General features: G+C 66.1%; 18 protein-coding genes. 6 read left to right on the top strand and 12 right to left on the bottom strand.

Annotated elements, in window-relative coordinates; all coding sequences use genetic code 11:
- Positions 1 to 239 precede the first annotated feature (239 nt).
- The 5 genes from HZB53_16235 to HZB53_16215 all read left to right on the top strand — a co-directional run bounded on the left by HZB53_16235 (position 240) and on the right by HZB53_16215 (position 6592).
- The gene (locus tag HZB53_16235) at positions 240 to 3323 is read left to right on the top strand and encodes a S8 family serine peptidase (GenBank protein MBI5879197.1); all 3084 of its coding nucleotides are present in this window, start codon (positions 240 to 242) and stop codon (positions 3321 to 3323) included.
- 131 nt (positions 3324 to 3454) lie between these two features.
- The gene (gene tatA / locus HZB53_16230; protein MBI5879196.1) at positions 3455 to 3649 is read left to right on the top strand and encodes a twin-arginine translocase TatA/TatE family subunit; all 195 of its coding nucleotides are present in this window, start codon (positions 3455 to 3457) and stop codon (positions 3647 to 3649) included.
- A gap of 153 nt (positions 3650 to 3802) precedes the next feature.
- Positions 3803 to 4015, top strand: a complete 213-nt coding sequence (tatA, locus tag HZB53_16225) for a twin-arginine translocase TatA/TatE family subunit (protein MBI5879195.1) — start codon at positions 3803 to 3805, stop codon at positions 4013 to 4015.
- A 15-nt stretch (positions 4016 to 4030) separates the two neighbouring features.
- Positions 4031 to 5404, top strand: a complete 1374-nt coding sequence (gene radA / locus HZB53_16220; protein ID MBI5879194.1) for a DNA repair protein RadA — start codon at positions 4031 to 4033, stop codon at positions 5402 to 5404.
- A gap of 111 nt (positions 5405 to 5515) precedes the next feature.
- Positions 5516 to 6592, top strand: coding sequence for a VWA domain-containing protein (locus HZB53_16215; protein MBI5879193.1), 1077 nt, complete (start codon positions 5516 to 5518; stop codon positions 6590 to 6592).
- A gap of 149 nt (positions 6593 to 6741) precedes the next feature.
- Here the strand turns inward: HZB53_16215 and HZB53_16210 are convergent, their stop codons facing one another.
- Together HZB53_16210 and HZB53_16205 are read right to left on the bottom strand one after the other, a co-directional pair.
- On the bottom strand, positions 6742 to 7191 hold the full coding sequence (locus tag HZB53_16210; GenBank protein ID MBI5879192.1) for a VOC family protein: 450 nt from the start codon (positions 7189 to 7191) through the stop codon (positions 6742 to 6744).
- A 262-nt stretch (positions 7192 to 7453) separates the two neighbouring features.
- Positions 7454 to 9067 carry a sulfatase gene (locus HZB53_16205; protein MBI5879191.1) on the bottom strand — a complete coding sequence of 538 codons (1614 nt, stop codon included), beginning with the start codon at positions 9065 to 9067 and terminating at the stop codon, positions 7454 to 7456.
- 277 nt (positions 9068 to 9344) lie between these two features.
- Between HZB53_16205 and HZB53_16200 the strand changes: the two genes are divergently transcribed.
- Positions 9345 to 10061: an SDR family oxidoreductase gene (locus HZB53_16200; protein ID MBI5879190.1), complete on the top strand. Its 717-nt coding sequence runs from the start codon at positions 9345 to 9347 to the stop codon at positions 10059 to 10061.
- Positions 10062 to 10498: 437 nt separating this feature from the next.
- Here HZB53_16200 and HZB53_16195 read toward each other — a convergent pair whose 3' ends face one another.
- The 10 genes from HZB53_16195 to HZB53_16150 form a co-directional block, all read right to left on the bottom strand.
- Entirely contained in the window at positions 10499 to 11317 is an 819-nt protein-coding gene (locus HZB53_16195) for an ABC transporter permease (protein ID MBI5879189.1), read from the bottom strand.
- Between the two features lie 55 nt (positions 11318 to 11372).
- A complete protein-coding gene (locus tag HZB53_16190; protein MBI5879188.1) occupies positions 11373 to 12323 on the bottom strand; it encodes an ABC transporter permease in 951 nt (316 codons plus the stop codon).
- Positions 12324 to 12412: 89 nt separating this feature from the next.
- Positions 12413 to 14068 carry an ABC transporter substrate-binding protein gene (locus HZB53_16185; GenBank protein MBI5879187.1) on the bottom strand — a complete coding sequence of 552 codons (1656 nt, stop codon included), beginning with the start codon at positions 14066 to 14068 and terminating at the stop codon, positions 12413 to 12415.
- Positions 14069 to 14207: 139 nt separating this feature from the next.
- The gene (locus HZB53_16180; GenBank protein MBI5879186.1) at positions 14208 to 15215 is read right to left on the bottom strand and encodes an undecaprenyl/decaprenyl-phosphate alpha-N-acetylglucosaminyl 1-phosphate transferase; all 1008 of its coding nucleotides are present in this window, start codon (positions 15213 to 15215) and stop codon (positions 14208 to 14210) included.
- Positions 15216 to 15285: 70 nt separating this feature from the next.
- On the bottom strand, positions 15286 to 17328 hold the full coding sequence (locus HZB53_16175; GenBank protein ID MBI5879185.1) for an immune inhibitor A: 2043 nt from the start codon (positions 17326 to 17328) through the stop codon (positions 15286 to 15288).
- Between the two features lie 60 nt (positions 17329 to 17388).
- Positions 17389 to 19086 (bottom strand): PD40 domain-containing protein, encoded by a 1698-nt coding sequence (locus HZB53_16170; GenBank protein ID MBI5879184.1) that lies wholly within the window; start codon positions 19084 to 19086, stop codon positions 17389 to 17391.
- Positions 19087 to 19110: 24 nt separating this feature from the next.
- Complete coding sequence (locus HZB53_16165) at positions 19111 to 20196, bottom strand: CapA family protein (GenBank protein MBI5879183.1); 1086 nt, start codon at positions 20194 to 20196, stop codon at positions 19111 to 19113.
- Positions 20197 to 20498: 302 nt separating this feature from the next.
- Positions 20499 to 21284, bottom strand: coding sequence for an SIMPL domain-containing protein (locus HZB53_16160; GenBank protein ID MBI5879182.1), 786 nt, complete (start codon positions 21282 to 21284; stop codon positions 20499 to 20501).
- 52 nt (positions 21285 to 21336) lie between these two features.
- Positions 21337 to 22833: a HAMP domain-containing histidine kinase gene (locus tag HZB53_16155; GenBank protein ID MBI5879181.1), complete on the bottom strand. Its 1497-nt coding sequence runs from the start codon at positions 22831 to 22833 to the stop codon at positions 21337 to 21339.
- Positions 22833 to 23510, bottom strand: coding sequence for a response regulator transcription factor (locus HZB53_16150; GenBank protein MBI5879180.1), 678 nt, complete (start codon positions 23508 to 23510; stop codon positions 22833 to 22835). Before HZB53_16150 ends, HZB53_16155 begins: the two co-directional genes overlap by 1 nt.
- Positions 23511 to 23726 lie beyond the last annotated feature (216 nt).

The raw sequence follows: 23726 nt of genomic DNA, 5'->3' as shown, positions 1-23726 counted from the left end.
TCCCCCCGACCCCCTCCCAACGGAGTTGGGAGGGGGCGAGATTCTAAGGGGAGGTGCGCGGCGGCTGCGCCGCCGCGCACCTCCCCATTAGCTTTTCCCCTTCTCCCCGCGCGCGCGGGGAGAAGGGGCCAGGGGATGAGGGGCATACTGGCGACCGACTCCAAAATGAGAATTGCTGACACGACCGCTGACCAATAGACGCAGACAGATGACGGCGGTATAATGGCATCAGATTGCCCATGAGACGCTTTTTCCGCCTACACTGGCTGCTGCTCGCGGCGATACTGGTCGGCCTATCGCTTTGGGCGCCCGATCTGCGCGCCGCGCAACTGCCGCCCGACCCGGTGGCGGCTTATGTGCCCGGCGAACTGCTGGTCGGCTTCAAGCCGGGTGTCACGGTCGCCGACGCCGTCCACGCGCGCGTCGGCGCCACCGTTCTGCAGGTGCTGGGCGGGAACAGCGCCATGCATCGCGTGCTTTTGCCGCCCGGCCTGAGCGTGGCTGCGGCCAGAACGCAGTACAAGCGGGATGCGCGCGTGGCGTTCGCGGAGCCCAACTACGTCGCCCGCGCGGTGATTTCGCCCCCCAACGACGCCTCGTACCAGGCCGGCAGCCAGTGGGCGCTGGCCAAAATCCAGGCGCTGAACGCGTGGGCGCTCTATCCCAACATCTACTACACGTCGGCCAACAAGCCGGCCGGCAGCATCAAAGTCGCGGTCATCGACACCGGTGTGGACTACAACCACAAGGACTTCATCAATGCCGGCGGCGCGTTCAGCGATGCTGCGCTGGGCGGCCAGATCGACCGGGCCGACGCGTACAACTACATCGCCAACAGCACCGATCCGCTCGACGACCACGGGCACGGCACCCATGTCGCGGGTATCCTGGCTGCCTCGGCCAACAACGGCACGTCGTACGTCGTCGGCAACGTGAACAGCGGCATCGCGGGCGTCGCGTTCAACGCGCAGGTCATGCCGCTCAAGGTGCTGGACAGCAACGGCTACGGCTCCTACAGTTCGATCGCCAGCGGCATCATTCGAGCCGCCGATCGCGGCGCGGTCGTCATCAACTTGAGCCTGGGCGGCACCGCCTTCTCCGCGGCGCTGCAGAACGCGGTCAACTACGCCTGGAGCAAGGGCAGCGTGGTGATTGCGGCGGCGGGCAACAGCGGCGACGGCACGCCGCTGTATCCGGCGGCCTGCAACTTCGCGATCGGCGTCGCCGCCACCGATATCAGCGACCTGCGCCCATACTTCTCCTCGTACGGAAACTGGGTTGGCGTCGCCGCGCCGGGCGCCAACATCCTGTCAACGCTGCCGATCCTGCCGCTGCCCAGCGGGCTGGGAACATACTATGGCAACCTGGACGGTACCTCGATGGCCGCGCCGCATGTCGCGGGACTGGCCGCGCTGTACGCAGCGGCCAACGGCATCGCGCAGGGCACGGCGGGCGGCAATACGGCCATCCTCCGCGCCATCCAGCAGGGCGCCGACAACGTGGCCGGCACCGCCAACGGCGGCTGGTCGGCATTCCTCGGTTACGGGCGCATCAACGCCTGGCGCACGTTGAGCGGCACGTACCGCAGTGCATCGGTCGGCTCGCTGGTCGGCGCGGTCAACGACAGCTTCGGACAGCCGGTATCGGGCGCGACGGTTTCTGCCGGTGGCCTCAACGCCGTGACCGGCGCCGACGGCACCTATCGGATCGCCAATCTGCCGGCCAGCGCGCTGCTGGTGACGGCATCGGCGGCCGGGCTGTCCTTCAACGGCACCACGGTGACAGTTCCCGCGGGCGCGGATATCAACGTCACGTTCACGGCCACCACGCTGCCCACCAACACGCCGACCAACACGGCCACAGCAACCAATACTCCGACGCCAACCCGCACGCCGACCGCGACAGCCACGGCGACCAGCACCAGCACGCCCGGGCCGACCAGTACGTCGACGGCCACCGGCACCGCCACCAGTACGCCAACCCAGACGGCCACGCCGACAGCCACCGGCACCGCTACCGCGACCGGCACAGCGACCCAAACGCCAACCCAGACGCCGACCCCGTCGCCAACCGTGCCGCCTGTGTCGCATTGGTACTTCGCCGAGGGCAGCACGCAGAGCGGGTTTGCTACCTTCCTGCTGCTGGAGAATCCAAACCTCTCGACCGCGAACGTGACGATCACATACTATCGCGAGAGCGGCGCGCCGCTCGTCAAGTCGTACGCGATTCGCCCGTCCAGCCGCATGAACGTGTTCGTCAACAACGAGGCGCCCAACAGCGCGGTCTCCATGAAGGTAGAGTCGGCCAGCGCGATCTATGCCGAGCGCGCGATGTACAGCCGGCTGGACGGCCACACCTCGCACGGAGTATCCCAGCCGTCCGCGACATGGTATTTCGCGGAAGGCTCGACTGCATCTCCATTCCAGACCTGGCTGCTGATGCTGAACCCTAATGCGACCACCGCGCACGCCACGGTCACGTTCCTGCGCGACAACGGCACGACCGTTACCCGCACGTTCAACCTGAGCCCTAATAGCCGCACCAACGTGTACGCTAACACGATCGTCCCCAACGCCGCGATCGCGATGTCGGTCGCGACCGACCTGCCGATCGTGGCCGAGCGCGCGATGTACTTCGGCACCGGCAGCCACGGCGCAACCGGCGTGACAGCGCCCGGCACGACCTGGTACCTGGCCGAGGGATACACCGGCCCGAACTACGATACCTGGGTACTGGTCGCCAACCCCGGCGCTACAGCGGCGCACACCGACGTCGCCTTCCTGCGCGACGATGGCGCCGTCGTGACGCGCACGTACACCATCACGGCGCGGACGCGCCTGAGCATCTACGCGAACTGGGTCGTGCCCAACGCGGCGTTCGGCACCCGGGTCACAGCCGACCAGCCGGTCGTCGTCGAGCGCTCGATGTACTTCGGCGTACCGTCGGCGCGGGGCGGGCACAACTCGGAGGCGGCGGCGCAGCCCGCGGCCGTCTGGCACTTCGCAGAGGGCAGCACCCAGCCGTCGTTCAACACCTTCCTGCTGTTGATGAACCCGAACAGCGCCCCGGCCAATGTCAGCGTCAGCTTCCTGCAGGAGGCCGCGCCGGCCACGGCCTACACCATTGTGGTGCCGGCCAACAGCCGGCGCACCATCTGGGTCAATCAGATCGTGAGCGGCGTGGCCTTTTCCAGCGTCGTCACGTCCGACCGGCCGATTGTGGCCGAGCGGGCCATGTATTTCAACAACAACAGCGGCGGCACCGATGCGCTTGGTATACCCGCCATCAGCAGCACGGGCGGTGCGCCCGCGCGGCGACCGTAAGTGCCGGTTGACAATTCAGACGCATTTGCAAGCGGTGCTATAATGGCCGTCACGAACGGAAGGCATCGCGCCGGCTGCACGGAGTCGACCGGTAGCCCTAGTAGGTCAACTGACCTGGAAAGAAGAACACCATGCCCCAACTGGGCGCTCCCGAGTTGATCCTGGTTCTTGTGATCGTTATCGTGGTATTCGGCGTGGGTCGACTGGGCGAAATCGGCGGTGCGGTGGGCAAGGCCATCCGCGAGTTTCGCAACGCCACCGGCGACGAGAACGCGGCCGCCGCGCCCAAGCAGAACCCGGGCGACGAGAAAGAGAAACCAGCCTGAGGCGAGTACCCGCCCATCTCGTTGCATTCAACATCGACGGGCAGGTCGCTGACCTGCCCCTTGCTATTGTCTACCGATTTGCAGCGCCCCGACGACTGACTGCCGCGGGCGACGATTCATGCGCGCGCAACGCGCAACGACAAGGAGACCAGCATGTTTCTCAAAGGCATTGGAGCGCCGGAACTGATCTTGATCCTGGTGATCGTCATCATCGTCTTCGGCGTGGGCCGCCTGGGTGAAGTGGGCGGCGCGATCGGCGGCGCCATCCGCGAGTTCCGCAAGGCGACATCCGGCGACGAGCAGGCCAAGAAGGACGAGGCGGAGAAAAAAGATAGCGCGAAGAAGGACGACGCGGTCAAGAGTTAGCGCGCCCGCACATCTATGCCTCCCAAGAAGGCGCGCACCGTATTTGTCTGCCAGCAGTGCGGCTACCAGGCGCCGCGCTGGGCCGGGCAGTGCCCGGACTGCGGCGAATGGAACACGCTGGTCGAGCAGGTGCAGGAATCGCGGCGGACGGCGCAGGCCGGCAGCACAGCCGGACTGCGTTCGCACCCGCAGCGTCTGCGTGAAGTCAACGTCGACGCGTTTCAGCGCTGGCGCGTGCCGATGGAGGAGTTCAACCGCGTGCTGGGCGGCGGCATCGTGCCGGGCTCGCTCGTGCTGATCGGCGGCGACCCGGGCATCGGCAAATCCACGCTGCTGCTGCAAGTCGCCGCGCAGATGGCCGATGCGGTCGGCCCGGTGCTATACGTGTCCGGGGAGGAATCGGCGCAGCAGATCAAACTGCGGGCCGAGCGGTTGGGTATCAACCCGGCCAACCTCTACCTGCTCGCCGAGACCAACCTCGATGTCATCATCCAGGAGCTAGACACGCTGCAGCCGAAAGCGGTGATCATCGACTCAATCCAGACCGTCTTCCTGGAAGAACTGGTATCGTCGGCCGGCAGCGTGACCCAGGTGCGCGAATGCGCCTCGCGCATGCAGCACGTCGCCAAAGCGGCCGGCACGCCGATCTTCCTGGTCGGCCACGTCACCAAAGCCGGCGCGATCGCCGGCCCGCGCGTGCTGGAGCACATCGTGGACGTGGTGCTGTACCTCGAAGGCGACCGCTTCCACTCGTTCCGCCTGCTGCGCTCCACTAAAAACCGTTTCGGGGCGACCAATGAGGTCGGCGTGTTTGCCATGGAACAGGGCGGCATGGTCGAAGTGCTCAACCCGTCCGAAGCGTTCCTGGCCGACCGGGTGGGCAACTTCGCCGGCTCGGCCATCGCCGTCACGATGGAAGGCTCGCGGCCGATCCTGTGCGAGATCCAGGCGCTGACGAGCACCACCTCGTTTGCCCTGCCGCGCCGCACCGGCAACGGCGTGGATATGAACCGCCTGCTGCTGATGGTCGCGGTGCTCAGCAAACGGCTCGGCATGAACCTGTCGAACCAGGATGTGTTTGTGAACGTGGTTGGCGGCCTGAAGGTAAGCGAACCGGCAACCGACCTGAGCCTGGCGATCGCCATCGCCTCCTCCTTCCGCGATACGCCGGTGCCGGTGGATCTGGCGATCATGGGCGAGGTCGGCCTGTCCGGCGAACTGCGCTCGGTGAGCCAGGCCGAGCGCCGGCTGGGCGAGGCGGCCAAGCTCGGTTATGCGCGCTGCATCGTGCCGCACACGCTGTTGAAGCGGGTCGATGCCCCGCGCCAGATCGAAATGGTCGGCGCGCGCAATCTCGGCGAAGCACTCGACGCAGCCCTGCGCCGCTAGGCATGGTCATCGCGCTCCGGGACAGCGGGCGGCGGCTCGCGTTCTCGTCACCTGCGTATCCGCCCGTTGACCAAGGCCGGTCCTGCGATGCAATTCCTGGCTCCCTCCGCAATGTGGCTGCTCATCATGGTGCCCGTCCTGCTGGCCGGCTACGTGCTGGCCCAGCGGCGCCGCTCCCGGTTCGCGCTGCGCTATTCGAGCCTCTCCATCGTGCGCGATGCCGTTCAGAAAGGGCCGGGCGCGCGCCGGCACATCCCGCCGGCCCTGTTCCTGATCGGCTGCGGCGTGCTTATCTTCGCGCTGGCGCGGCCATACACGCTCATGACGCTGTTCTCGTCGCAGGCCACGATTATCCTGACCATTGACGTATCGGGCAGCATGCGCGCGCAAGACCTGAAGCCCAGCCGGATCGATGCCGCCAAGAAAGCTGCCATCGACTTCGTCAAGCGGCAGGGACCCGATACACGCATCGGCGTCGTGTCGTTTTCCGGCACGGCGGCACTGGTGCAGGAGCCGACCACCGACCACGAACTGTTGACGGAAGCCATTGCGCGCCTGAACACGCAGCGCGCCACCGCCATCGGCAGCGGCATCATGACGTCGCTCAACGCTATTGCGGAGGCGCTGGGCCAGGACTTGCCGCCGCTCAACGAGGCGCCGCTGGCCGTGCCGGACCGACGGCCGGGCGCGCCGCCGCCGCCCATCGCCCGGCCTGCCGGGACACCGGTACCCAAAGGCGTCTACGCGCCGGCAATCATCGTGCTGCTGACCGACGGGCAGAACACCACCGGCCCCAGCCCGCTCGATGCGTCGCTGATCGCGGCCGATCGCGGCATTCGCGTCTATACCATCGGCATCGGCACGCCGGAAGGCGCCGTGCTGGGACAGGGCGGATTTGGCGGCGGGCCTGGCGGACAGGGCGGGCAAGGCGGCTTCGGTGGCGGCGGGGGCGGGTTCCGCGCCATGCTCGATGAGACAACCCTGCGCAAGATCGCCAAGCAAACCGATGCAAAGTATTACTACGCGGCCACTGAGACCGACCTGCACGACATCTACGAGGCGCTGGATACGACGATTGTCAGCAAGCCGCAGCAGATCGAAGCGACCGCGCTCGCCACGGCCGGCGGCGCGGCGCTGTTCCTGCTCGGCGGTCTGCTCTCGCTGTTCTGGTTCAACCGGCTGCCGTAGCGGATGGGCGCATGCAATGCGCACCGACCATGTCGCCGCTCTGCGTTCTTCACCCGGTGCGCCCCCCCCCGCGAATACGCGAAATGGGCGCGGAGACCGCGCCCCTACCGTGGCGTCGTAGGGGCGGGGGTTCCCCGCCCAGTGTTCCCCTACGAGCGCGCTTGCAGCTCGATAGCGTTGCCTTCGGGATCGGTCACATAGCACCACTCAATGCGTGCGCCGGTCGGCAGCGTGATGGTAACGACCGCGCCCAGCGCGCGTCCACCGGCGGCCAACACCTCGGCACGCGCGGCCGGCACATCGCCCACCAGGAACGCGATGTGCCCGTACCCCGGACGATTCAGCGCCGTCTCCGGCTTCGGCATAGACGGTTCGTACGCGAAGATTTCGAGCGTCGGGCCGTCGTCGCCCCAACCGGGCAGGCGCAGGTGTGCGCCACGAATGCGCGCGCCGGCAATCCCGGTGCCGGAATCAATATCGGGGCCGGACAGATCACGCTCAGGCGGCACGACTGCGCAGGCGAACAGGCGCTGGTAGAATGACGCCAGCGCGCGCCAGTCCCGCGCAACCAGATTGGTATGCACATAGCGGGCATTGATCATGATCAGGGTCTCCTTCTTGTCGAGAGCGTTTGCTGGAATAAACCGATAGGCGATCTGCGCGGCCAGCAAGATTTCTCAGGCACTGCGTGCCTTCGAAATGACCATGCGCGCGGTGTTGTCATTTCGATGCCGCGCAGCGGCTGAGAAATCTTGGCCTCGCCTTGACAACTGCTGGCCGTATCGTGTTATTCGTGAAGCCGCTCGAGACGCGAGAACGCCGCGCATGCATGCGCGGCGTTCTGTTAGCCTTGCGAGCAGGCTACCGGGCAATGTTCGGCAAGAAGACAATCTGCGGCGGCGCCATCTCGAACGCGCGACAGACGGCCGCCGCGCACGACTCCATCACCTGCAGCCAGGCGGCCAACTGCGAGCGCGTCTGCTCGGTCGTCAGGCTGTATATGTTGTCCATCTCGTACGGATCGTTCAGCAGGTCGTATATTTCACGGTCGCACGCATGGTGCTCCACATATTTGTATCGCGTGCCGCGGATGCCGGTATAGAGCGGCTTGGGGTCGACGGTTGTTGAAGCGCACAGCGACGCCGGCTCCTGCATCCGCCGGTACGTTTGGTCTGGCTCGTCGGGCTCCAGCAGCCCGTTCCGCAGTGACGGGGCTTCCAACTGGCTGGAGAACGGGTACTGCTCAAGGAAGAACACCTGCCGCCACGACGCCGGCGACCCCGCCAGCAGTCCAAGCAGCGAACGGCCATCGACGTAGGCCGGCATGGCCGTCTGCGCGATCTCGGCAAACGTCGGCGGCAGATCCATCGTGCTCACCAACGCCGACACGGTTTGGCTGACCGGCACGCCGGGGCCGCGCACAATCAGCGGCACGCGCAGGTCCTCCTCGTAGTTTGTGTACTTCCCCGGCGGGAAGCGGTGCTGCCCCATGTGATAGCCGTTGTCCGACGTGAATACAAAGTACGTGTTGGTCAGCACGCCGGCCGCCTGCAGCGTGTCCACCAGGCTGGCGACCATCTCGTCTATCGCCTGCATCGAGCGCAGACGGTTGCGATAGTGGTCGTTCATCTCCAGGATCTGCGTCACCGTGAGCAGCGGCAAGCTCGCTATGAGCGGCGGCTTGTCGCTGTTGTCGAGCTCGTTGAACGAGCCGCCCACCGGCATGACGACATCGGTGAACAGCCCGGTGTGCCGGGGCGCCGGCGTCGACGGGCCGTGCGGCGCGTAGGTGCCCACGACCATGAAGAACGGCGACCCGCCGCTGACCGTGCGCGTGATGAAGTTGACCGCCGTGCGCGACAGCACATCGGTCATGTAGTCTTCCGGCGCGCTGCCAAACGGCGCCAGCACGCCATTCATGTTCATCGAGTAGTTGAAGCCAAAATAGGCGGCGTCGCTGGAGGGGCTGTAGAACTCGTCCCAGCCGGGCGGAATGTAGGTCAGCGAACTGGTGATCGGATAGCCGTTCAGGTACTTACCCATCAGCACCGTGCGGTAGCCCGACGCCTGCAGCACCGTGGCGATGGTCGAGTTTTCGAGGTTGAGCGCCTGCGCCTTCTGGAAGCCGCCATCCGGCGGGCCGTTGGTGAAGACCTGGTGATTGTGCACATACTGCCCGCGCAGCAGCGAGACGCGGCTGGGGCAGCAGAGCGACACCGGCACCAGCGCGTTGTCGAACGTGACGCCCTGGTTCATCAGCCGGTCGCGAATATACGGCGTGTAGTTCAGCGTGTTGAGCCGCACATCCAGGTCATCGGCGAGGACGAGCACAATGTTAGGGCGGGTGTCGGGCGCCGGACGCGCCGGGGCGGCGGCGCTCGGCACCGACCAAAGCGGCTGCGCCAGCGGCAGCAGCAGAGAGACGAGCGAGACAATCCAAACTATCCGGGCGCGCGCTGAAACATGAGCTGTCATCGGATCCCCCCATCAGAGCCGTGCAGGATATGAATTGCCCGTCATGCCGCATCGCATGGCCAGCCATTCGCCCGTTCAGCCGTCATGCGATAGGCGCCGGGTAAATGTTCCGATTATCGCATAAGACCGGCTTCGCCCCCAAACAGTGCCATCGTGTTGAGTCGCGCTGCTCCGCGATCATGCAGCGCTTGACGGGTCATACCATGATGCTGAGTATTTCATCCCGGTCGCGAGTATAATGTGCGCAGAAGGTCATCTTCTCAAGGAGTTTCCATCCATGTCGAATTCATCGGAGCAGGGACGCGTGGCATTGATCGTCGGCGCGGGGCGCGGGCTGGGTCGCGTGACGGCGCTGGAACTCGGGCGACGCGGTTACACTGTCGTCGCCGCATCGCGCACGCCGGCCGAGATCGAGCAAACGGTCACCGATATTAAGGCACAGGGCGGCCGCGCGCTGGCCGTGCCGTGTGACGCCACGCAGGAGGCGCAAGTGACTGCACTGGTCGACGCGACACTCAAGGCGTACGGGCGCATCGATGTGCTCGTAAACTGCGCGGGCGAGGCGCTGCTGAAGCCGACCGCCGAGAACACACTGGCCGACTTCGAGCGCATCATCACCAGCAACCTGACGAGCGTCTTCCTGACCTGCCGCGCCGTGCTGGGGCCGATCACCCGGCAGCCGGGCGGGCACATCATCAACGTGGCATCACGCGTGGCCAAAGACGGCGCGGCCACCGTCGCCGCGTACACGGCCGCCAAGGCGGGCGTCGTCGGGTTCAGCAAGGCGCTGGCGCAGGAGTTGAAGCCGCTCGGCGTGAAGGTCACGGCGATCTGCCCCAGTCCGATGAACACACCGATGCGCTGGGCCGCGACGCCGAACTGGGACCGCGCCAAGGTGATCGAGCCGGAGCGCGTGGCGGAACTGATCGCGTGGCTTATCGCCGACCCGGCGGTCACGCTCGACGAGGTGTACCCGTTTTCGGTGCGGGCGTAATACTGTTTCGACTTGAGTATGTCCTCATCGACGTGTCATGTTGAGCGCGAAGGCAAAACCGCCGTCATTCGACCCGCCGCGCGCGCGAAACATCTGGGGCGAAGCGCGCGAGATGCTTCGTGCGTGAAGCGCGTCGTAGGCCGGTGGTGCGACCTTCGCACTTCATCCTGTGCCCGCTGCAGAGCGGCGGACGGCGGCAAAGCCGCCGCGCACAGGACATGCATGACAAATGGGGACACGGTCAAGTTGAATTAGTAGTATTATCGAGCAAACCCGAAACAGACGACTACGGAACACACGGAATATTTCAATGTCGTCCGCGTGATCGTCGCTATTTGAAAGGTATTGCCTAGAGGCTAACGCGGGCGGTTCACGAACCGCCCCGACACCAATATGGAGCCGGGTGGTGGTCATATTGGCTCATTCTGCTATCCGCTCTAATCGCGCGTGGTCGGGTCGAGCACGTCGCGCAGGCCGTCGCCCATCAGGTTGAAGCCGAGCACGGCCAGCATGATCGCCAGCCCGGAGAAGATGGTCGGCCAGGGGCGCGTCTCGATGAAGCCGTAGGTGCTGGACAGAATGTTGCCCCACGAGGGCGCGGGTGGCGGGTTGCCAAGCCCGAGGTACGAGAGCGACGCTTCGGTCAAGATGGCCGCGGCGACGGTCAGCGAGGTCTGCACGACGAGCGGCGCGAGGATGTTCGGCATGATGTGGCGCACGGCGATAATCGGCGCGGGCACGCCGACACTGCGCGCCGCCTCGATATATGGCAGGCCCTTGACCGACAGCACCGAGGCGCGTGTCAACCGCACAAAGACCGGCAGGTTGACCACGCCGATGGCCAGGATGACGTTTTCCAGTTTCGGGCCGAGCAGCGCCATGATCGCGATCGCCAGCAAGACGGCCGGGAAGGCAAACAGCACGTCCATCGCCAGCATCAGCAGACTGTCCACGCGTCCGCCGCGATAGCCGGCGATGACCCCCAACGCCATGCCGACCAGCAGGGCCATGGCGACCGAGAAGATGCCGACCCGGAACGACGGTTCCGCGCCGTACAGGATGCGGCTCAACACATCGCGCCCGAAGTCGTCGGTGCCGAGCATGAACTCGGCGCTCGGCTCCGCGAGGCGCTTGCTCATCTGCTGGCGCGTCGGCGAGTAAGGTGAAACCAGCGGCCCGAACAGCGCCATCAGCGCGAACAGCACGACAATCACCAGTCCGGCGATGCCCTGCGGGCTGCGCGACGCGCGCCGCATGAAGCGCTCCCATTCCGAGGCGTGTCGCGCCGAGGGCAGCGCCGCGCCGGCGCCGTCAGTCGGTTGCGAACTTGATGCGCGGGTCAATGACGCCATAGAGGATGTCCACTGCCAGATTGACGAGGATGAAGACCAGCGTGAAGAACAGCACGGTGCCCTGGATGATCGGGTAGTCGCGCTGCGAGATCGCGTCGAAGACGTAGCGGCCGATGCCGGGCAGAGCGAAGATCTGCTCGATGATGACGGTGCCGCCGATCAAGCGCCCGATCTGAATGCCGGTGACGGTGACGACCGGGATCAGTGCGTTCTTCAGCGCGTGGCGGTAGGTCACGAGTCGTTCGCGCAGGCCCTTGGCGCGCGCCGTACGGATGTAGTCCTGATTGAAGACCTCCAGCAGCGACGAGCGGGTGAAACGCATCGTCGTCGCGCCGAAGGCAACGCCCAGGCTGATGGCCGGCAGCACCATGCGCCGCAGGTTCTCCACCGGGTTTTCTTGCAGCGGGATATACCCGATCGGCGGGAACCAGCGCAGCATGAGCGAAAAAGCCAGCACCAGCAGGGTCGCCAGCCAGAAGCCCGGCATCGAAATGCCGCTCAACACCAGCACGCTCAGTGCGCTGTCGGTAAAGCGGCCGCGCGCCTGCGCCGCGAGGATGGCAGCCGGCACGCCGATCACCAGCCCCAATACCACGGCCAGCAGGGTCAGTTCCAGCGTGACCGGCAGGCGTTGCACGATCGACTCGCCGACGGGCAAGCCGGTGCGGATGGACTTGCCCAGGTTGCCCCGCACCACCTCCACCAGCCACTCGGCATACTGCTCGTACATCGGACGATCCAGCCCGTAGAGCCGCTTCATTTTTTCGTAATCGGCGCCGCTGGCATCCGTGCCCAGCATGGTCCGAATCGGGTCGCCCGGTATCCCGCGCACGAGCGCAAACGTAAATATGCTGACGCCGATCAGCACGAAGATCGAAGCGATGAACTTCCCAAACAGGTACCGGGACATGGCGATCCGCTTCAGAAATACGTATTGCGTGCTGCGCGGTCGAGACGCGCCGCACAGCACGCAATACAAACGGTTAGGCTACGAGAGGTTTACTGACCCTTGTCCAACCATACGTTGCGCAGGCTGACGTGCGAACCGTTCAGGTAGTGCATATAGCCCTTGACGTAGGTCTGGCTCACTTCGTACTCGTTCGAGGCGAACAGGAAGACCATCGGCGAGTCGTCGATCAGGATCTGCTGGGCATCGCGGTAGATCTTCGCGCGCTCTGCCTGATCACTGATCTGTGAGCCCTTGGCCACCAACTCGTCGAACTTCGGGTTGCTGTACGACATGAAGTTGTTCTGCCGCCCCGAGACGTAGGTGCCATCCAGCGGATTGTCCGGGTCCATGAACGCGCTGTAGCCGCTCACGACCGCCTCGTACTTCTTGCCGAGGTAATCCGACAGGAAGACGCTCCATTCCAGCGATTCGATCTCGAGGTTGACGCCGACGGCCTTCAACTGGTCCTGCACCGCGATGCCGGCGTTGCCCAGGAACGAATAGGTCGGCGTGTTCTTCAGCTTCGCCGTGAAGCCGCTCGGATAGCCGGCTTCGGTCAGCAGTTGCTTCGCCTTGGCAATGTCCTGCTTGAAATATGGCTGCTGCAGGCCGGGCCAGAACGACGGCAGGAACGGGCCGGCATCCAGGATCTTGCCCGCGCCGTTTTCGGCGGCGTCCAGCACCGCCTTGCGGTCAACCGCCCAGGCGATCGCCTGGCGCACCTTCGGATTGTCGAACGGCTTGACGGTTGTATTGAAGGCGAGGTAGCGCACGTTGTTGTTGCTGCCGTCGCCGGCGATGGCGAGCTTCGGATCGCCGCGGAACAGCGTCAGATCCTTGGGCGGCGCGTACTCAATGATGTCCACCGTGCCGGTGCGGACGGCCGTGCTGCGCGCGGTCGCATCCGGGATCGGCTGGTAGATGACCTTATCCAGCAGTGGCTGGCCCTTGATGAAGTAGTCGGGGTTCTTCTCCAGCACGGTGCGCGTGTTGGGAGTATACTCCACCAGCTTGAAGGGGCCGGTACCGTTGGCGACCTTGTCCATCTTGCCGCCGTTGGCGTCCACCGTTTCCTTGGCGACGATCGCGTTGGTGCGATCGGCCAGGACGGTCAACAACGGCGAGTAAGGCCGCTTCAACTTGATGACAACCGTGTAGTCGTCGGGCGTCTCAATCGTGTCGAGCGCGGCAAACTGAGTCGCGCGCGGCGACTTAGTGTCGGGGTTCCGGATGCGCTCCAGCGAGTACTTGACGTCGGCGGATTTGAACTCGCGGCCGCTATGGAACTTGACACCCTTGCGCAGCTTGAACGTGTACTGCGTCGGGCTGTCGGCGGTGTACGATTCCGCGAGGTCAGGCTGAACCTCGAGCCGCTCATTCACCTTCAGCAAGCCACTGTAGATGTTTTCCAGGATGCGGTATGACGCCGTGGCGTTCGTCAGATGCGGATCGAAACCGACGGCATCCTGGTTCATGCCGATTGTTAGCGTGCCGCCAGGCTTGGGCGTGCCGGCCGCCGGGGCTGTCGTAGCCGCCGCCGGGGCTTTCGTCGGGGCTGCCGTGGCGGCGCCGGGCGCCGTCGTGGCTGCGCTCGGGGCGGTTGTTGGTGACACGGCCGGGCCGCCGCACGCCGCCAGCAGCAGTGCCAGCACCAGTCCAATGGCAACCAGCGCCGTTCGGGTGCGGTTTTTCTGTGTAATACGCATACGTTTCCCTCCTCCAGTGGGGTTGGCGAGAATATACACGGTTACGGGATGGGTGTCAAAAGCGGCCGCAGCGGGCGCGCCGGCAACAATCACTGTTGTGGATCGACACGAACTGCCCAAACCGGCACGGTGTGTGCGCCTACGGTGCGCGTGTCAGCCAGAGCATCAGGCCGAACATCAGCGTGCCCATGAGCGCCAGCGCCGCCAGCTTGAGCAGGCCGGACGGCAGCACGAGCGCCATGCCGCCGAAGACTGCGGTCAGCATATACAGCGCCAGCACTACCCGGCGCGACCCGATGCCGCGATCGACCAGCCGGAAATGCAGGTGCCCGCGGTCGCCGTGATACGGGGCGCGCCCGTCGCGCACGCGCCGCGCGATCTGCCAGGCCGTGTCGAGGATCGGGATGCCGAGCACGAGCAATGCGGTCGCCAGCTTTGCGCCTCCGATGATCGACAGCGAGCCGAGCGAAAGGCCAAGGAACAACGCTCCGGCCGAGCCAAGGAAGATGCGCGCCGGGGAGAAATTGAACGGCAGGAACCCGACAATCGCGCCGACGAGCGCCAATGGCAGCAGCGCAACTGACTCCTGTCCCAGGCTGCGTGTATGAAGGAAAAGCACGACACAGGCGATGCCGACGACTCCGGCCGCCAGTCCGTCGAGCCCGTCGAGGAAGTTCACGGTGTTCATCATCCCGACGACCCAGAACAACGTGAACAGGACCGCCAGCCACTCCGGCAGCACCGTGGCCGCGCCGAATGGTGTGGTCAGATCGTCGATCCGCACGCGAAAGGCGATCACGATGACCGCGGCCACGACCTGCGCCGCGAATTGCGGCCAGGCCGGTAGCTCGCGCATATCGTCGAGGAGCCCGAGCGCCAGCACAACCAGCGCTGCCAGCGCCAGCCCGGCCAGCCGCACGATCTCCTGCGGGTCGTCGCGGCGCACCGGCAGGAAGAACGAGGCCGCCACGGCCACGCCAAAACCGGCCGCCAGCGCCAGCCCGCCCAGCTTTGCGGTCGGCGCGCGATGCTGGTGCCGGCTGCGCGGCCGGTCGACCGCGCCGATGCGCGGCGCCAGCCGGATCAGCAGCGGGGTAACGGCAAACGTGACGAGTGCGGCCAGGGCGAAGACGATCAGGGGCGTCACAGGCGGATTATAACAGAAAGCAGGCGCAAAAAGACCCTGCGGGTTTCAAAAATCCGCAGGGGCAAATTGGCTATGGCGAGCTGATGCTCACCGTGACGTTGGTCGCCTCGGTGGTCACTGGCGTCAGGCCGCTGATCACCAGGATCGCGCGGTTGACGTCGCCGCCGAAGTTCTTGAGCGTGATGGTCGCCGCATTCCTGGCGTCCAGCGTAACCGGCTCAACGGTTGTCTTAGCGCCGATCTTGATCAGTTGCACCGAGTACGTCTGCGGCAGGAAGTTGTTGACGCGCACAAAACCGTTCGCCACCCAGCCGCCGTCGCCGCCCTCGACGTCATCGGTGTAATTGAGCTCCGGGATGCTGATGTCATCCACCAGCAAGCCGGTGGCGTTGAACGCATCGTCCGTGATGTACTCGAAGCGCACCAGCACCTTCTGGCCTGCATACGGCGTCAGGTCAAACGTTTCCTGCACCCACTGGCTGTCACGGCCGGTGAACGCGTTGCCATAGCTGTTGCCGTTCGGATTCGTGTCGGTCGTGCGTGCGCTCTTGAGGGAGTTCCACGTCGCGCCGTTGTCGGTCGAGACTTCGACATAGGCATAATCGAAATCCTTCTCAATATCGTACCAGAGCCAGGCCGACAGCGTCGCGCTCTTCACGCCGCTCAGGTCAAACGGGCGCGTCAGCGTCATGTCCGAGTCGTCGCCGCGGTTCGAATACCAGACGGTGCCGCCGCTGTGCGGGTCGGTGTTGGCAATGCGCACGCTCGTCGCGCCCTGCAGCTTGAGCGTGTAGTCGCCGGTGCGCGCCGGCTTGATGTCGATATACTGCCCGGCGTACTGGTGCACCGCCAGCGTCTTGTTGAACGGGAAGTTCGTCGCGGCGTTCTGAATACGCACGATGGAAGGCAGATCCTTGTACGCATACCGCTTGTCCACGGTGCTGTTGTTGAGCACGTTGGCGATCAGCCAGTCCTGGAACACGTCGTCGAACGTCACGCCGGTCTTGTTGCGCTGCAAGACGAGGTTATACCCGACAATGCCGTTGGCCGGCTCGCGCACAAACTCGCGCACCATCGCCTCGCCGAACCGCTCGAGGAAGTAGGCGTTGAACACATATGAAGCGCCGTAGTGCGGCACTGAGTCGTTCGGCTCGTCGCGCCAGGCGTTCAACTGGATATCGGGGTCGCGCACGAACGCGCGGTCGGAGCCGCCGACGCTGTAGTTGTTCAGGCGCATCGCCAGTTCGGACAGGCCCTCATTGACCCAGGTGTCCTCATTGCGGTCGTTGGCGAAGTGGATCATATGCTGGAACTCGTGCGCCAGCACCGACTCGTAGTCCGCCGTGCCGGGCCGCACGTCACGCGTGTTAATGTAGAACCACTCGCCCTGGTTCGAGTACGGGTTGACGATCGACGGGAACTCGTCGGCGCTCGAGAAGTAGCCGCCCACACCGGGCACATTGCCGTTGAAGATATTCAGGTGCGTGTCGTTGTCGAGGCCGGGCATCGGCTCGCTGCCGAAGAACTCGCGGTTCGTCGGGTAGATCTTCGTCTCGAATACGTCCACCGATTTCTTCAGGGCCGCGTCGTCAACCCGCTCGCCGTTCGCCACCCAGGCGATTACGTGCGGCGTAACGTAGCGCACCGAGGCGGTCACCGTAAACTGCTTCTTCGCCGGCTGGTCGGCGATCCACAGCACGCGCTGATCCCCGACCTTGTAGGACGGCGGCGTCGCGTTGACGACCGCCGGGATTGGCCCTTTGACCTTCTTGAGCCGCACGGTCAGCGCCGACTGGTCGCGCTCGTCGATGTTGGCCGCCAACAACGCTTTCAGCGAGGCGGCATCGGCCGAGGCGGCATCCGGCACGCGCGTGGGCAGCGGCACAGTCGCCGGCGTTGGCACGGTGCCTGGTGTGCTGGCGGGCAGGGTGGCACCTGGCACAGCCGTCTGCACCGGCCCGGACACGGAGGTCGCCACCGGGGCCGGCGTGTCGTACACGGTGCCAGAGGGCAGCGCAAGAACTGTAAAAAGCCATACGGCCACACAGCCAAGCAGGACGACACACGAGAACAGCGCGGCAATGATGCCAATAACGAGCGGTCTGCGTTCCAAGTTCGGCTCCTCGCACGGACCCCGCGGATTCGTAAACCCGCAGGGTCTCAAGATAGACGCTTACGGCAGCCAGGCCAGCGGCCCGGTGCCATCGGTCACGGCGACCTGCGAAACGCCGGCGGCGATATCCATAACCCAGATGCCCGCCGGCGCGGGCGCCTTCGCGGGATCCATCGAGTGCGCTACCAGCGCGTATGCCACGCGCAAGCCGTCGCTCGCCCAGGCGTAGCCGGTCACGCTCTGCGGCACGTCGGCCGGCTGGCGCGGCACCAGGCCGAGCGTGCGCAGCGGCGCGCCGACGCCGTCGGCGCCGAGATCGGCCCGGCGGTAGATGCCGAGCGTGCGATAGCCGCTTAGCCCGCCGGTCGACAGCGCCATGGTGCGGTTGTCGGGACTGTACGAAAAGCCGGTGGCCACGTTGCTGTAGAACAGCGCGATGAAGCGGCCGAATCCGCCGCTGGTTGCGTTCGTGGTCACATACGCGCCATGCGCCGCGTGCACCCGCACCGTCAACTCTTTGCTGTCGGGCGACCACTGCGGATCATCCACCAGCCGGGCGCTGCTCATCTGCCATTCGAGCGGCGTGAACTTGCCCGACGCCGTCGTCACCCCGATCGGCGACCAGGCGTTGCGCCCCTGCGCGTTCATTACGCGGATTTCGTTGCGCGCATACGACAGCCACTGGGTCGCGTCGCCGCTGACCGAGGACGGGTTGGACGCGAAGGCGATGCGCGTGCCGTCCGGCGACCAGGCCGGGTCGAAGCCGTCGGCAAACTTGCGCTTGTTGGCGCCGTCGGCGTTCATCGCCCAGATTTCGCCTTTGATCTTGAAACCGGATGACGGATCAACCACGAGGTTGTGCTCGTACACGATCTGCGTGCCGTCCGGCGACCAGTGCGGCGCGCCGTCGGGCTGGCTGTCGGTCGTGAGCCGTTTCAAGGCGCCGCCGCTGCGCGCGTATGTCCAGATCTCGCCGGCCGTGCCCGTGCCGCGCACGAAAGCCGCGCGCGTGCCGTCGCGCAGCCAGTTCCACTGCGACGTGTCGGTGGCCTCGGTCACGACGGTCTCCGCGCCGGTCGCCAGATCGCGCGCATAGACGCCGTTGGCGCGCGCGAACACCAGCCGCCCGCGCATGGGGAATGGCGTCGGCGCGCGGGTCGGCGTGCCGGGTGTTACCGCGCGTGTCGGCGATGCGGCCGCCGTCGCCTGCGCCACGCCGCTATCCGCAGGGACGCCCGTCAGCAGGGCCATCCAGCGCCACTCGCCGTTCACCTGGCTGACGTACAGATACGCCAACTCCTCGCGCCCGCCGCCGGCGTCCCAGCGGGCGACGACGACGCGGTCGCCGAGTTTCTGCGCGTCGGTCAACTGCGCCGCCGCGCGCTCCGGCTCGACCGTGATGATGACACGCTGGCTGATGACGTTAAACGCCGCGACCGCTTCCGCCGCGTCGGCGTACTGCGTGAGCGGCGAGCGATAGCGGCCGGTGAACCACGGCGTGCCGATCAGCTTCTTGAGCGCGGCGTCGTCGTCGCTTTCGAGCGCGGTCTTCAACGACTGCGCAAACGCCGCATACGGATCGGCCGATGCCTGAGGCACGGGTGCGTGCGTTGGCGCGCTGGTCGCGCTCGGCGGCGGTGGCGTGATCGCCGGCGGCTGCGGCGTCGGCGTAGCCGCTGCGTCACACGCGGCCAGCATAGCCGCCAGCAACAGGGCGATCACAACGATCCAGCGCGGAGCATGCAGTTGAATTGGCATAGGGTTATCCGGTCGAAGCGGCAACTACGGGCGACGCCACCAGGTGCGGCCGTCACTGTCGGCGGTTGCGCTGCGCTGCCAGGCAGCCGGCAGCGCGCCAGCCGGCAGCAGGCGACGCAGCTCGTCCGCCGCCGCCGCGGGCGTCTGCACCGCAATCTGTCCGTTGCGATTGCGCGTCGGCACTAAGTTTAACGCGGCAACGCCTTGTTTGTCCACTACGACCCGCAGGATGACGCCCTCCTGCACCGCCGTGCTGAACTGCTGGTCGAACAGGAAATTGCCGAGGCTGTACGCCGCCAGCGCCGTGCGGCCATCGGGCTGCGCCAGCCACTCCAGCGGCTCGACCACGTGCGGGTGGCTGCCGATGATCAGGTCCGCGCCGGCGGCGGCCAGCGCGCGCGCGGATCGCTTCTGCTCGGCCGAGGCGCCGGCCTGGTACTCGACGCCCCAATGCACGGCCACGATCACGATATCCGCGCCGGCGGCGCGCGCCTGCTTGATGTCGGCCGCGGCGCGCGGCAGTGTCAGCCATTGCGATCCCGCCAGATTGCCGGACGCTTCGATCGTGGCGTGCAAGCCGTCGTACGCCAGCAGGGCGATACGCAGTCCGTTGACCAGCTTGACCGCCGGCTTGCGCGCTTGCGCCTCGTCATCGCCGCCACCCGCCCACGCGATGCCCCGGCCGCGCAGTGTGGCCAGCGTGTCGGACAGGCCGGCGCGGCCGTGATCGCCGCTGTGGTTGTTGGCGACGGACACCCAGTCGAAACCGGCGAGCGACAGCGATTCGACGGCGGCCGGCTCGGCGCGCAGGTTGTACCCGCCGCGAAAGAAGCTCTGGCGCGTCAGCGGCGATTCGAGATTGGCGAAAGCGAGATCCGACCCGCGCATGAACGGCGCGACCTGCGCCAACGGGTAGCCGTTGCCCAATGCGCGCCGAACCGGTGCGACGCCACGACCCAGCATCACATCGCCGACGAAGACGAGCTGCGCACGACCGGCGACGGTCGGTGCGGCCGCGCGCGGGGTAGCGGTGGCCGGAAGCATGGTGGCCGCGCGAGTCGCAGTAGTCGTCGCCGTCGGAGCGACGACGAACGGAGCGCTGGTTGCCATTGGCCCAGGCGCTCCGGTTGACGTTGGCTCGCGTAAGGCCGTCTGAACAGGCGTGGCGACGGGAGGAAAATCAGAGGCGGCTGCCATCACTGCGGGCGACGGCGTTTGCGTAACAGGCGTAATCGGCGTGGCGGGCGCGCCAGACGCCATCAGCGCCATGCCAAAAAACACGGCGACGAGACTCAGGCCAATCAGGACAATTTGCGATACACGTCTGGTGAGCATACGCCCCGATGCCGGCTGGCTGCCGCCGTGCGAGCGGGCAGCCCGTCGCCGGCGACGGGCTGCCCGCACAAATCATGTTACTCGATTGCGAAAACGATATTGACCTGTGCTGAGACGGTCAACTCGCCCGTCTCAATCGCGCCGCCTGCGCCGCGCGCCTCGGCCGCGGCGAACACCGGCACCGGCGATGCGGCGCCCGCTTCGCTGATGCTGATGATGCGGCCCAGCTTGACGCCGGCCGCCTTGGCCAGCGACTCGGCCTTGGCCCGCGCATCGGCCACCGCCTTGTTGCGCGCATCGCCCACGATGGCCGTGTTGTCCGACAGGCTCAAACTGACGCCGTAGATCGTGTTGGCGCCCGCTTCGGTGGCGGCGTCGATGACCGCCCCAAGCTGGTCGAGCTTGCGCACCACTACCGTCGCCGTGTTGCTGGCGCGATAGCTGACCGGGCCGTCGGCGCCGGGGCGCGGCTGCGTGCCGCGGTCGATGCTGACGCTGAAGTTTGTGGTCTGGATATCCTTGTCGGCGATGCCGAGCGCCTTCAGCTTCGCAATGATGGCCGCCTGCTTCGTGTTCACCTCGCTCACGGCCTTGCCGGCGTTCGGTTGCAGCGACTCGACGCCGATCGTCAGGCGCGCGATGTCGGGCGCGGCCGACGCGCGGCCGATGCCGCTCACGCTGACCGTCGCGGCCGGCGCGGCCGCCGGCGCCTGCAGGACGCTGCCGGTCGCCGGCTGCGCGCCGGCCACCGGCGCCTTCAACGACGCGGGCGTGCTGCTCATGATCTGCACGGCCAGCACGGTGATCGCCAGCGCCGCGATCGCGACAATGCCGCCGGACAGGAAAATCGTGCGTTTGGACATGCGGCTCCTCCTCAGAACATAGCGCGGCGCGAAACGAGCCGCGCAGAATTGGCTACTGCTTTTGAGACGCCGGAGGAGTTCCGTTTGTTCCGTTGCCTTTTTCCGGCAGCCAGAGCGTGAACACGCTGCCCTTGCCGGGCTCGCTCTGCACCTGCACGTAGCCGCCGTGCATCTTCGCGATCCAGTCCACGATCGAGAGACCCAACCCCGTGCCGCCCGTTTCGCGCGTGCGCGCCTTGTCCACGCGGTAGAAGCGCTCGAAGATGTGCGGCACGTCCGCGGGCGGAATGCCCGGGCCGGTGTCGCTCACGCGCAGGCCGACCTGCCGGTTCTGCTTGTGCAGCGACAGGCGAATCTCGCCGCCGGGCGTGTACTTGATCGCGTTGTCCACCAGGTTGAGCGCCAGTTGCTTCAGCCGGTCCGGGTCGCCGTCGACAACCGCCTGGTCTTCCTCGCCGAGCACGATCTTGAGGTTGCCGTCGCGCTGTGCCGCCATCACGCGCGCCTGGCGGTACACATCGAGCAGGAGCGTGTCCATCTCGACCGACTCATGCTTCATCGACACGGCCCCGGCATCGCTTTGCGCCAGCAGCAGCAGGTCCGCGATCAGGCGCGACATGCGCCCGGCCTCGCCGTCGATCGTGCGCACGACCTCCTGCGTGTCGGGCGCGCTCGTCTTGAACAGCAGCGCCAGATTGCCGCGAATGATCGTCAGCGGCGTGCGCAGTTCGTGCGATACGTCGGCCAGAAAGCGCTGCTGGGTCAGGAACAGGTTCTCGAGGCGCTGGAGCATCTCGTTGAACGTGATCGCCAGGCGGTCGACCTCGTCGGCGTTGTGCGTCTCGCGCACGCGCTTTTCGAGGTCGCGCGTCTGCGCGATGGCGTGCGCGGCGCGGGCGATCTCGTCGATCGGCTTAAGCGCCGAACCAGCCAGGCCGTATCCGATCAGCGCGGCCACGGTGAGGGCCGCCAGCGTGCCGATCAGCAGCGATAGCCCGAGCAGGTTGAGCGTCCGCTCCACGCTCTGCAGCGAGCCGGCCACCTGGATAATGCCGACCACGCGGCCGCCAACCAGGATCGGCGCAGTGAGCAGGCGGAAGCGCACACGGTTCTCGCCGGCAATCGTCACGTAGGTGTTCTGCCCGTTGCGCGCGGGGTCCAGGGTTGCGGCATCGCGCGGCAGCGGGGAGCCGCCGGCGTTTTCCGACGACACCAGTACCTCACCGTCGGTGGCGCGCATAACCTGCACGACAATGCCGGGCGACGAGAACACATCAATCGGGGGGATGTTGATACGGCCGGTGCGCAGGAACAGCAGCGGCTCGCGGCGCACGGCGTCCTGAATAACGCCCTCCAACTGGTCGCGGCGCGTGTCGAGCTCGCGGTCCACCTCGGCGTGCAGGCGGAAGGTGAAAAAGCCGTAGAGCAGGATCGTGAAGATCGCGAGCACCAGCGCCAGCAGGGCGCTGTACCAGAGCGTCAGCCGCAGCCGGATGGACATCGAGCGCGGCCCGCCGTCGCGCGGCCCGCGCCCGTTCAACGGGCGCATCACTCTTCTCGCAGCGCGTAGCCGACGCCGCGTACCGTCTGGATCAGGCGCGGCTCGCTGTCGGCTTCGAGCTTCCCGCGCAGGTAGCGGATATACACCTCGATGATGTTCGACTCGCCGCCGAAATCGTAGTTCCAGATGCGCTCGTAGATCGTGTCGCGCGTGAGCACCTGGCGCGGGTGCAGCATGAACAGTTCCAGCAGATCGAACTCTTTGGTCGTCAACTCGATGCGGCGGTTGCCGCGCTTGACCTCGCGCGTGTTCTGGTCGAGCGACAGGTCGGCGTAGCGCAGGATGGCACGCGCCTCGGCGGGCCGGTGGCGGCGCAGGAGCGCGCGCACGCGGGCGTTCAACTCGTCGAAGACAAACGGCTTGGTCAGGTAGTCGTCCGCGCCAACATCCAGCCCGTGCACCTTGTCCGACACGGCATCGCGCGCAGTGAGCATGAGGATTGGCACGTCGCCGCCGGCGCGCAGCCGCCGGGCGACCTCGAATCCGTCGACGCCGGGCAGCATGACGTCCAGAATGACCAGATCGGGCACGTTGTCGCGCGCCGCGGCCAGCCCCTTCTCGCCGTCGGGCGCGATGTCCACCGTGTAGCCCTCATAGATGAGACCGCGCCGGATCATATCGGCGATCTTGGGCTCATCTTCGATGACCAGAATGCGGTCACTCATGGCGTCGTGTCTCTCCGCAAGAGAATGTGTCGATTGATGCATTATACCCCAATTCGGCGGGCGTGATCTTGTGGCACAGCAATTCTCATTTTGGAGTCGGCTGCCAATATGCCCCCTCATCCCCTGCCCCTGCTCCCCCGCGCGCGCGGGGGAGCAGGGGAAAAGCTAACGGGGAGGTGCGCGGCGGCGCAGCCGCCGCGCACCTCCCCTAAGAAT

Source organism: Chloroflexota bacterium (assembly GCA_016235055.1).
In the GTDB taxonomy this organism is placed as follows: domain Bacteria; phylum Chloroflexota; class Anaerolineae; order JACRMK01; family JACRMK01; genus JACRMK01.
Note: the sequence above shows the minus strand (reverse complement) of the source record. Positions and strands in the feature narration are given on the sequence as shown.

What these genes read in the sequence shown, in the direction of transcription:
- tatA (MBI5879196.1), top strand. Translation starts at nt 3,455, where the DNA reads ATGCCCCAACTGGGCGCTCCCGAGTTGATCCTGGTTCTTGTGATCGTT.
- HZB53_16235 (MBI5879197.1), top strand. Translation starts at nt 240, where the DNA reads ATGAGACGCTTTTTCCGCCTACACTGGCTGCTGCTCGCGGCGATACTG.
- tatA (MBI5879195.1), top strand. Translation starts at nt 3,803, where the DNA reads ATGTTTCTCAAAGGCATTGGAGCGCCGGAACTGATCTTGATCCTGGTG.
- HZB53_16185 (MBI5879187.1), bottom strand. Translation starts at nt 14,068, where the DNA reads ATGCGTATTACACAGAAAAACCGCACCCGAACGGCGCTGGTTGCCATT.
- HZB53_16155 (MBI5879181.1), bottom strand. Translation starts at nt 22,833, where the DNA reads ATGCGCCCGTTGAACGGGCGCGGGCCGCGCGACGGCGGGCCGCGCTCG.
- HZB53_16205 (MBI5879191.1), bottom strand. Translation starts at nt 9,067, where the DNA reads ATGACAGCTCATGTTTCAGCGCGCGCCCGGATAGTTTGGATTGTCTCG.
- HZB53_16170 (MBI5879184.1), bottom strand. Translation starts at nt 19,086, where the DNA reads ATGCCAATTCAACTGCATGCTCCGCGCTGGATCGTTGTGATCGCCCTG.
- HZB53_16215 (MBI5879193.1), top strand. Translation starts at nt 5,516, where the DNA reads ATGTGGCTGCTCATCATGGTGCCCGTCCTGCTGGCCGGCTACGTGCTG.
- HZB53_16190 (MBI5879188.1), bottom strand. Translation starts at nt 12,323, where the DNA reads ATGTCCCGGTACCTGTTTGGGAAGTTCATCGCTTCGATCTTCGTGCTG.
- HZB53_16165 (MBI5879183.1), bottom strand. Translation starts at nt 20,196, where the DNA reads ATGGCAACCAGCGCTCCGTTCGTCGTCGCTCCGACGGCGACGACTACT.
- HZB53_16160 (MBI5879182.1), bottom strand. Translation starts at nt 21,284, where the DNA reads ATGTCCAAACGCACGATTTTCCTGTCCGGCGGCATTGTCGCGATCGCG.
- HZB53_16150 (MBI5879180.1), bottom strand. Translation starts at nt 23,510, where the DNA reads ATGAGTGACCGCATTCTGGTCATCGAAGATGAGCCCAAGATCGCCGAT.
- HZB53_16200 (MBI5879190.1), top strand. Translation starts at nt 9,345, where the DNA reads ATGTCGAATTCATCGGAGCAGGGACGCGTGGCATTGATCGTCGGCGCG.
- HZB53_16195 (MBI5879189.1), bottom strand. Translation starts at nt 11,317, where the DNA reads ATGCGGCGCGCGTCGCGCAGCCCGCAGGGCATCGCCGGACTGGTGATT.
- radA (MBI5879194.1), top strand. Translation starts at nt 4,031, where the DNA reads ATGCCTCCCAAGAAGGCGCGCACCGTATTTGTCTGCCAGCAGTGCGGC.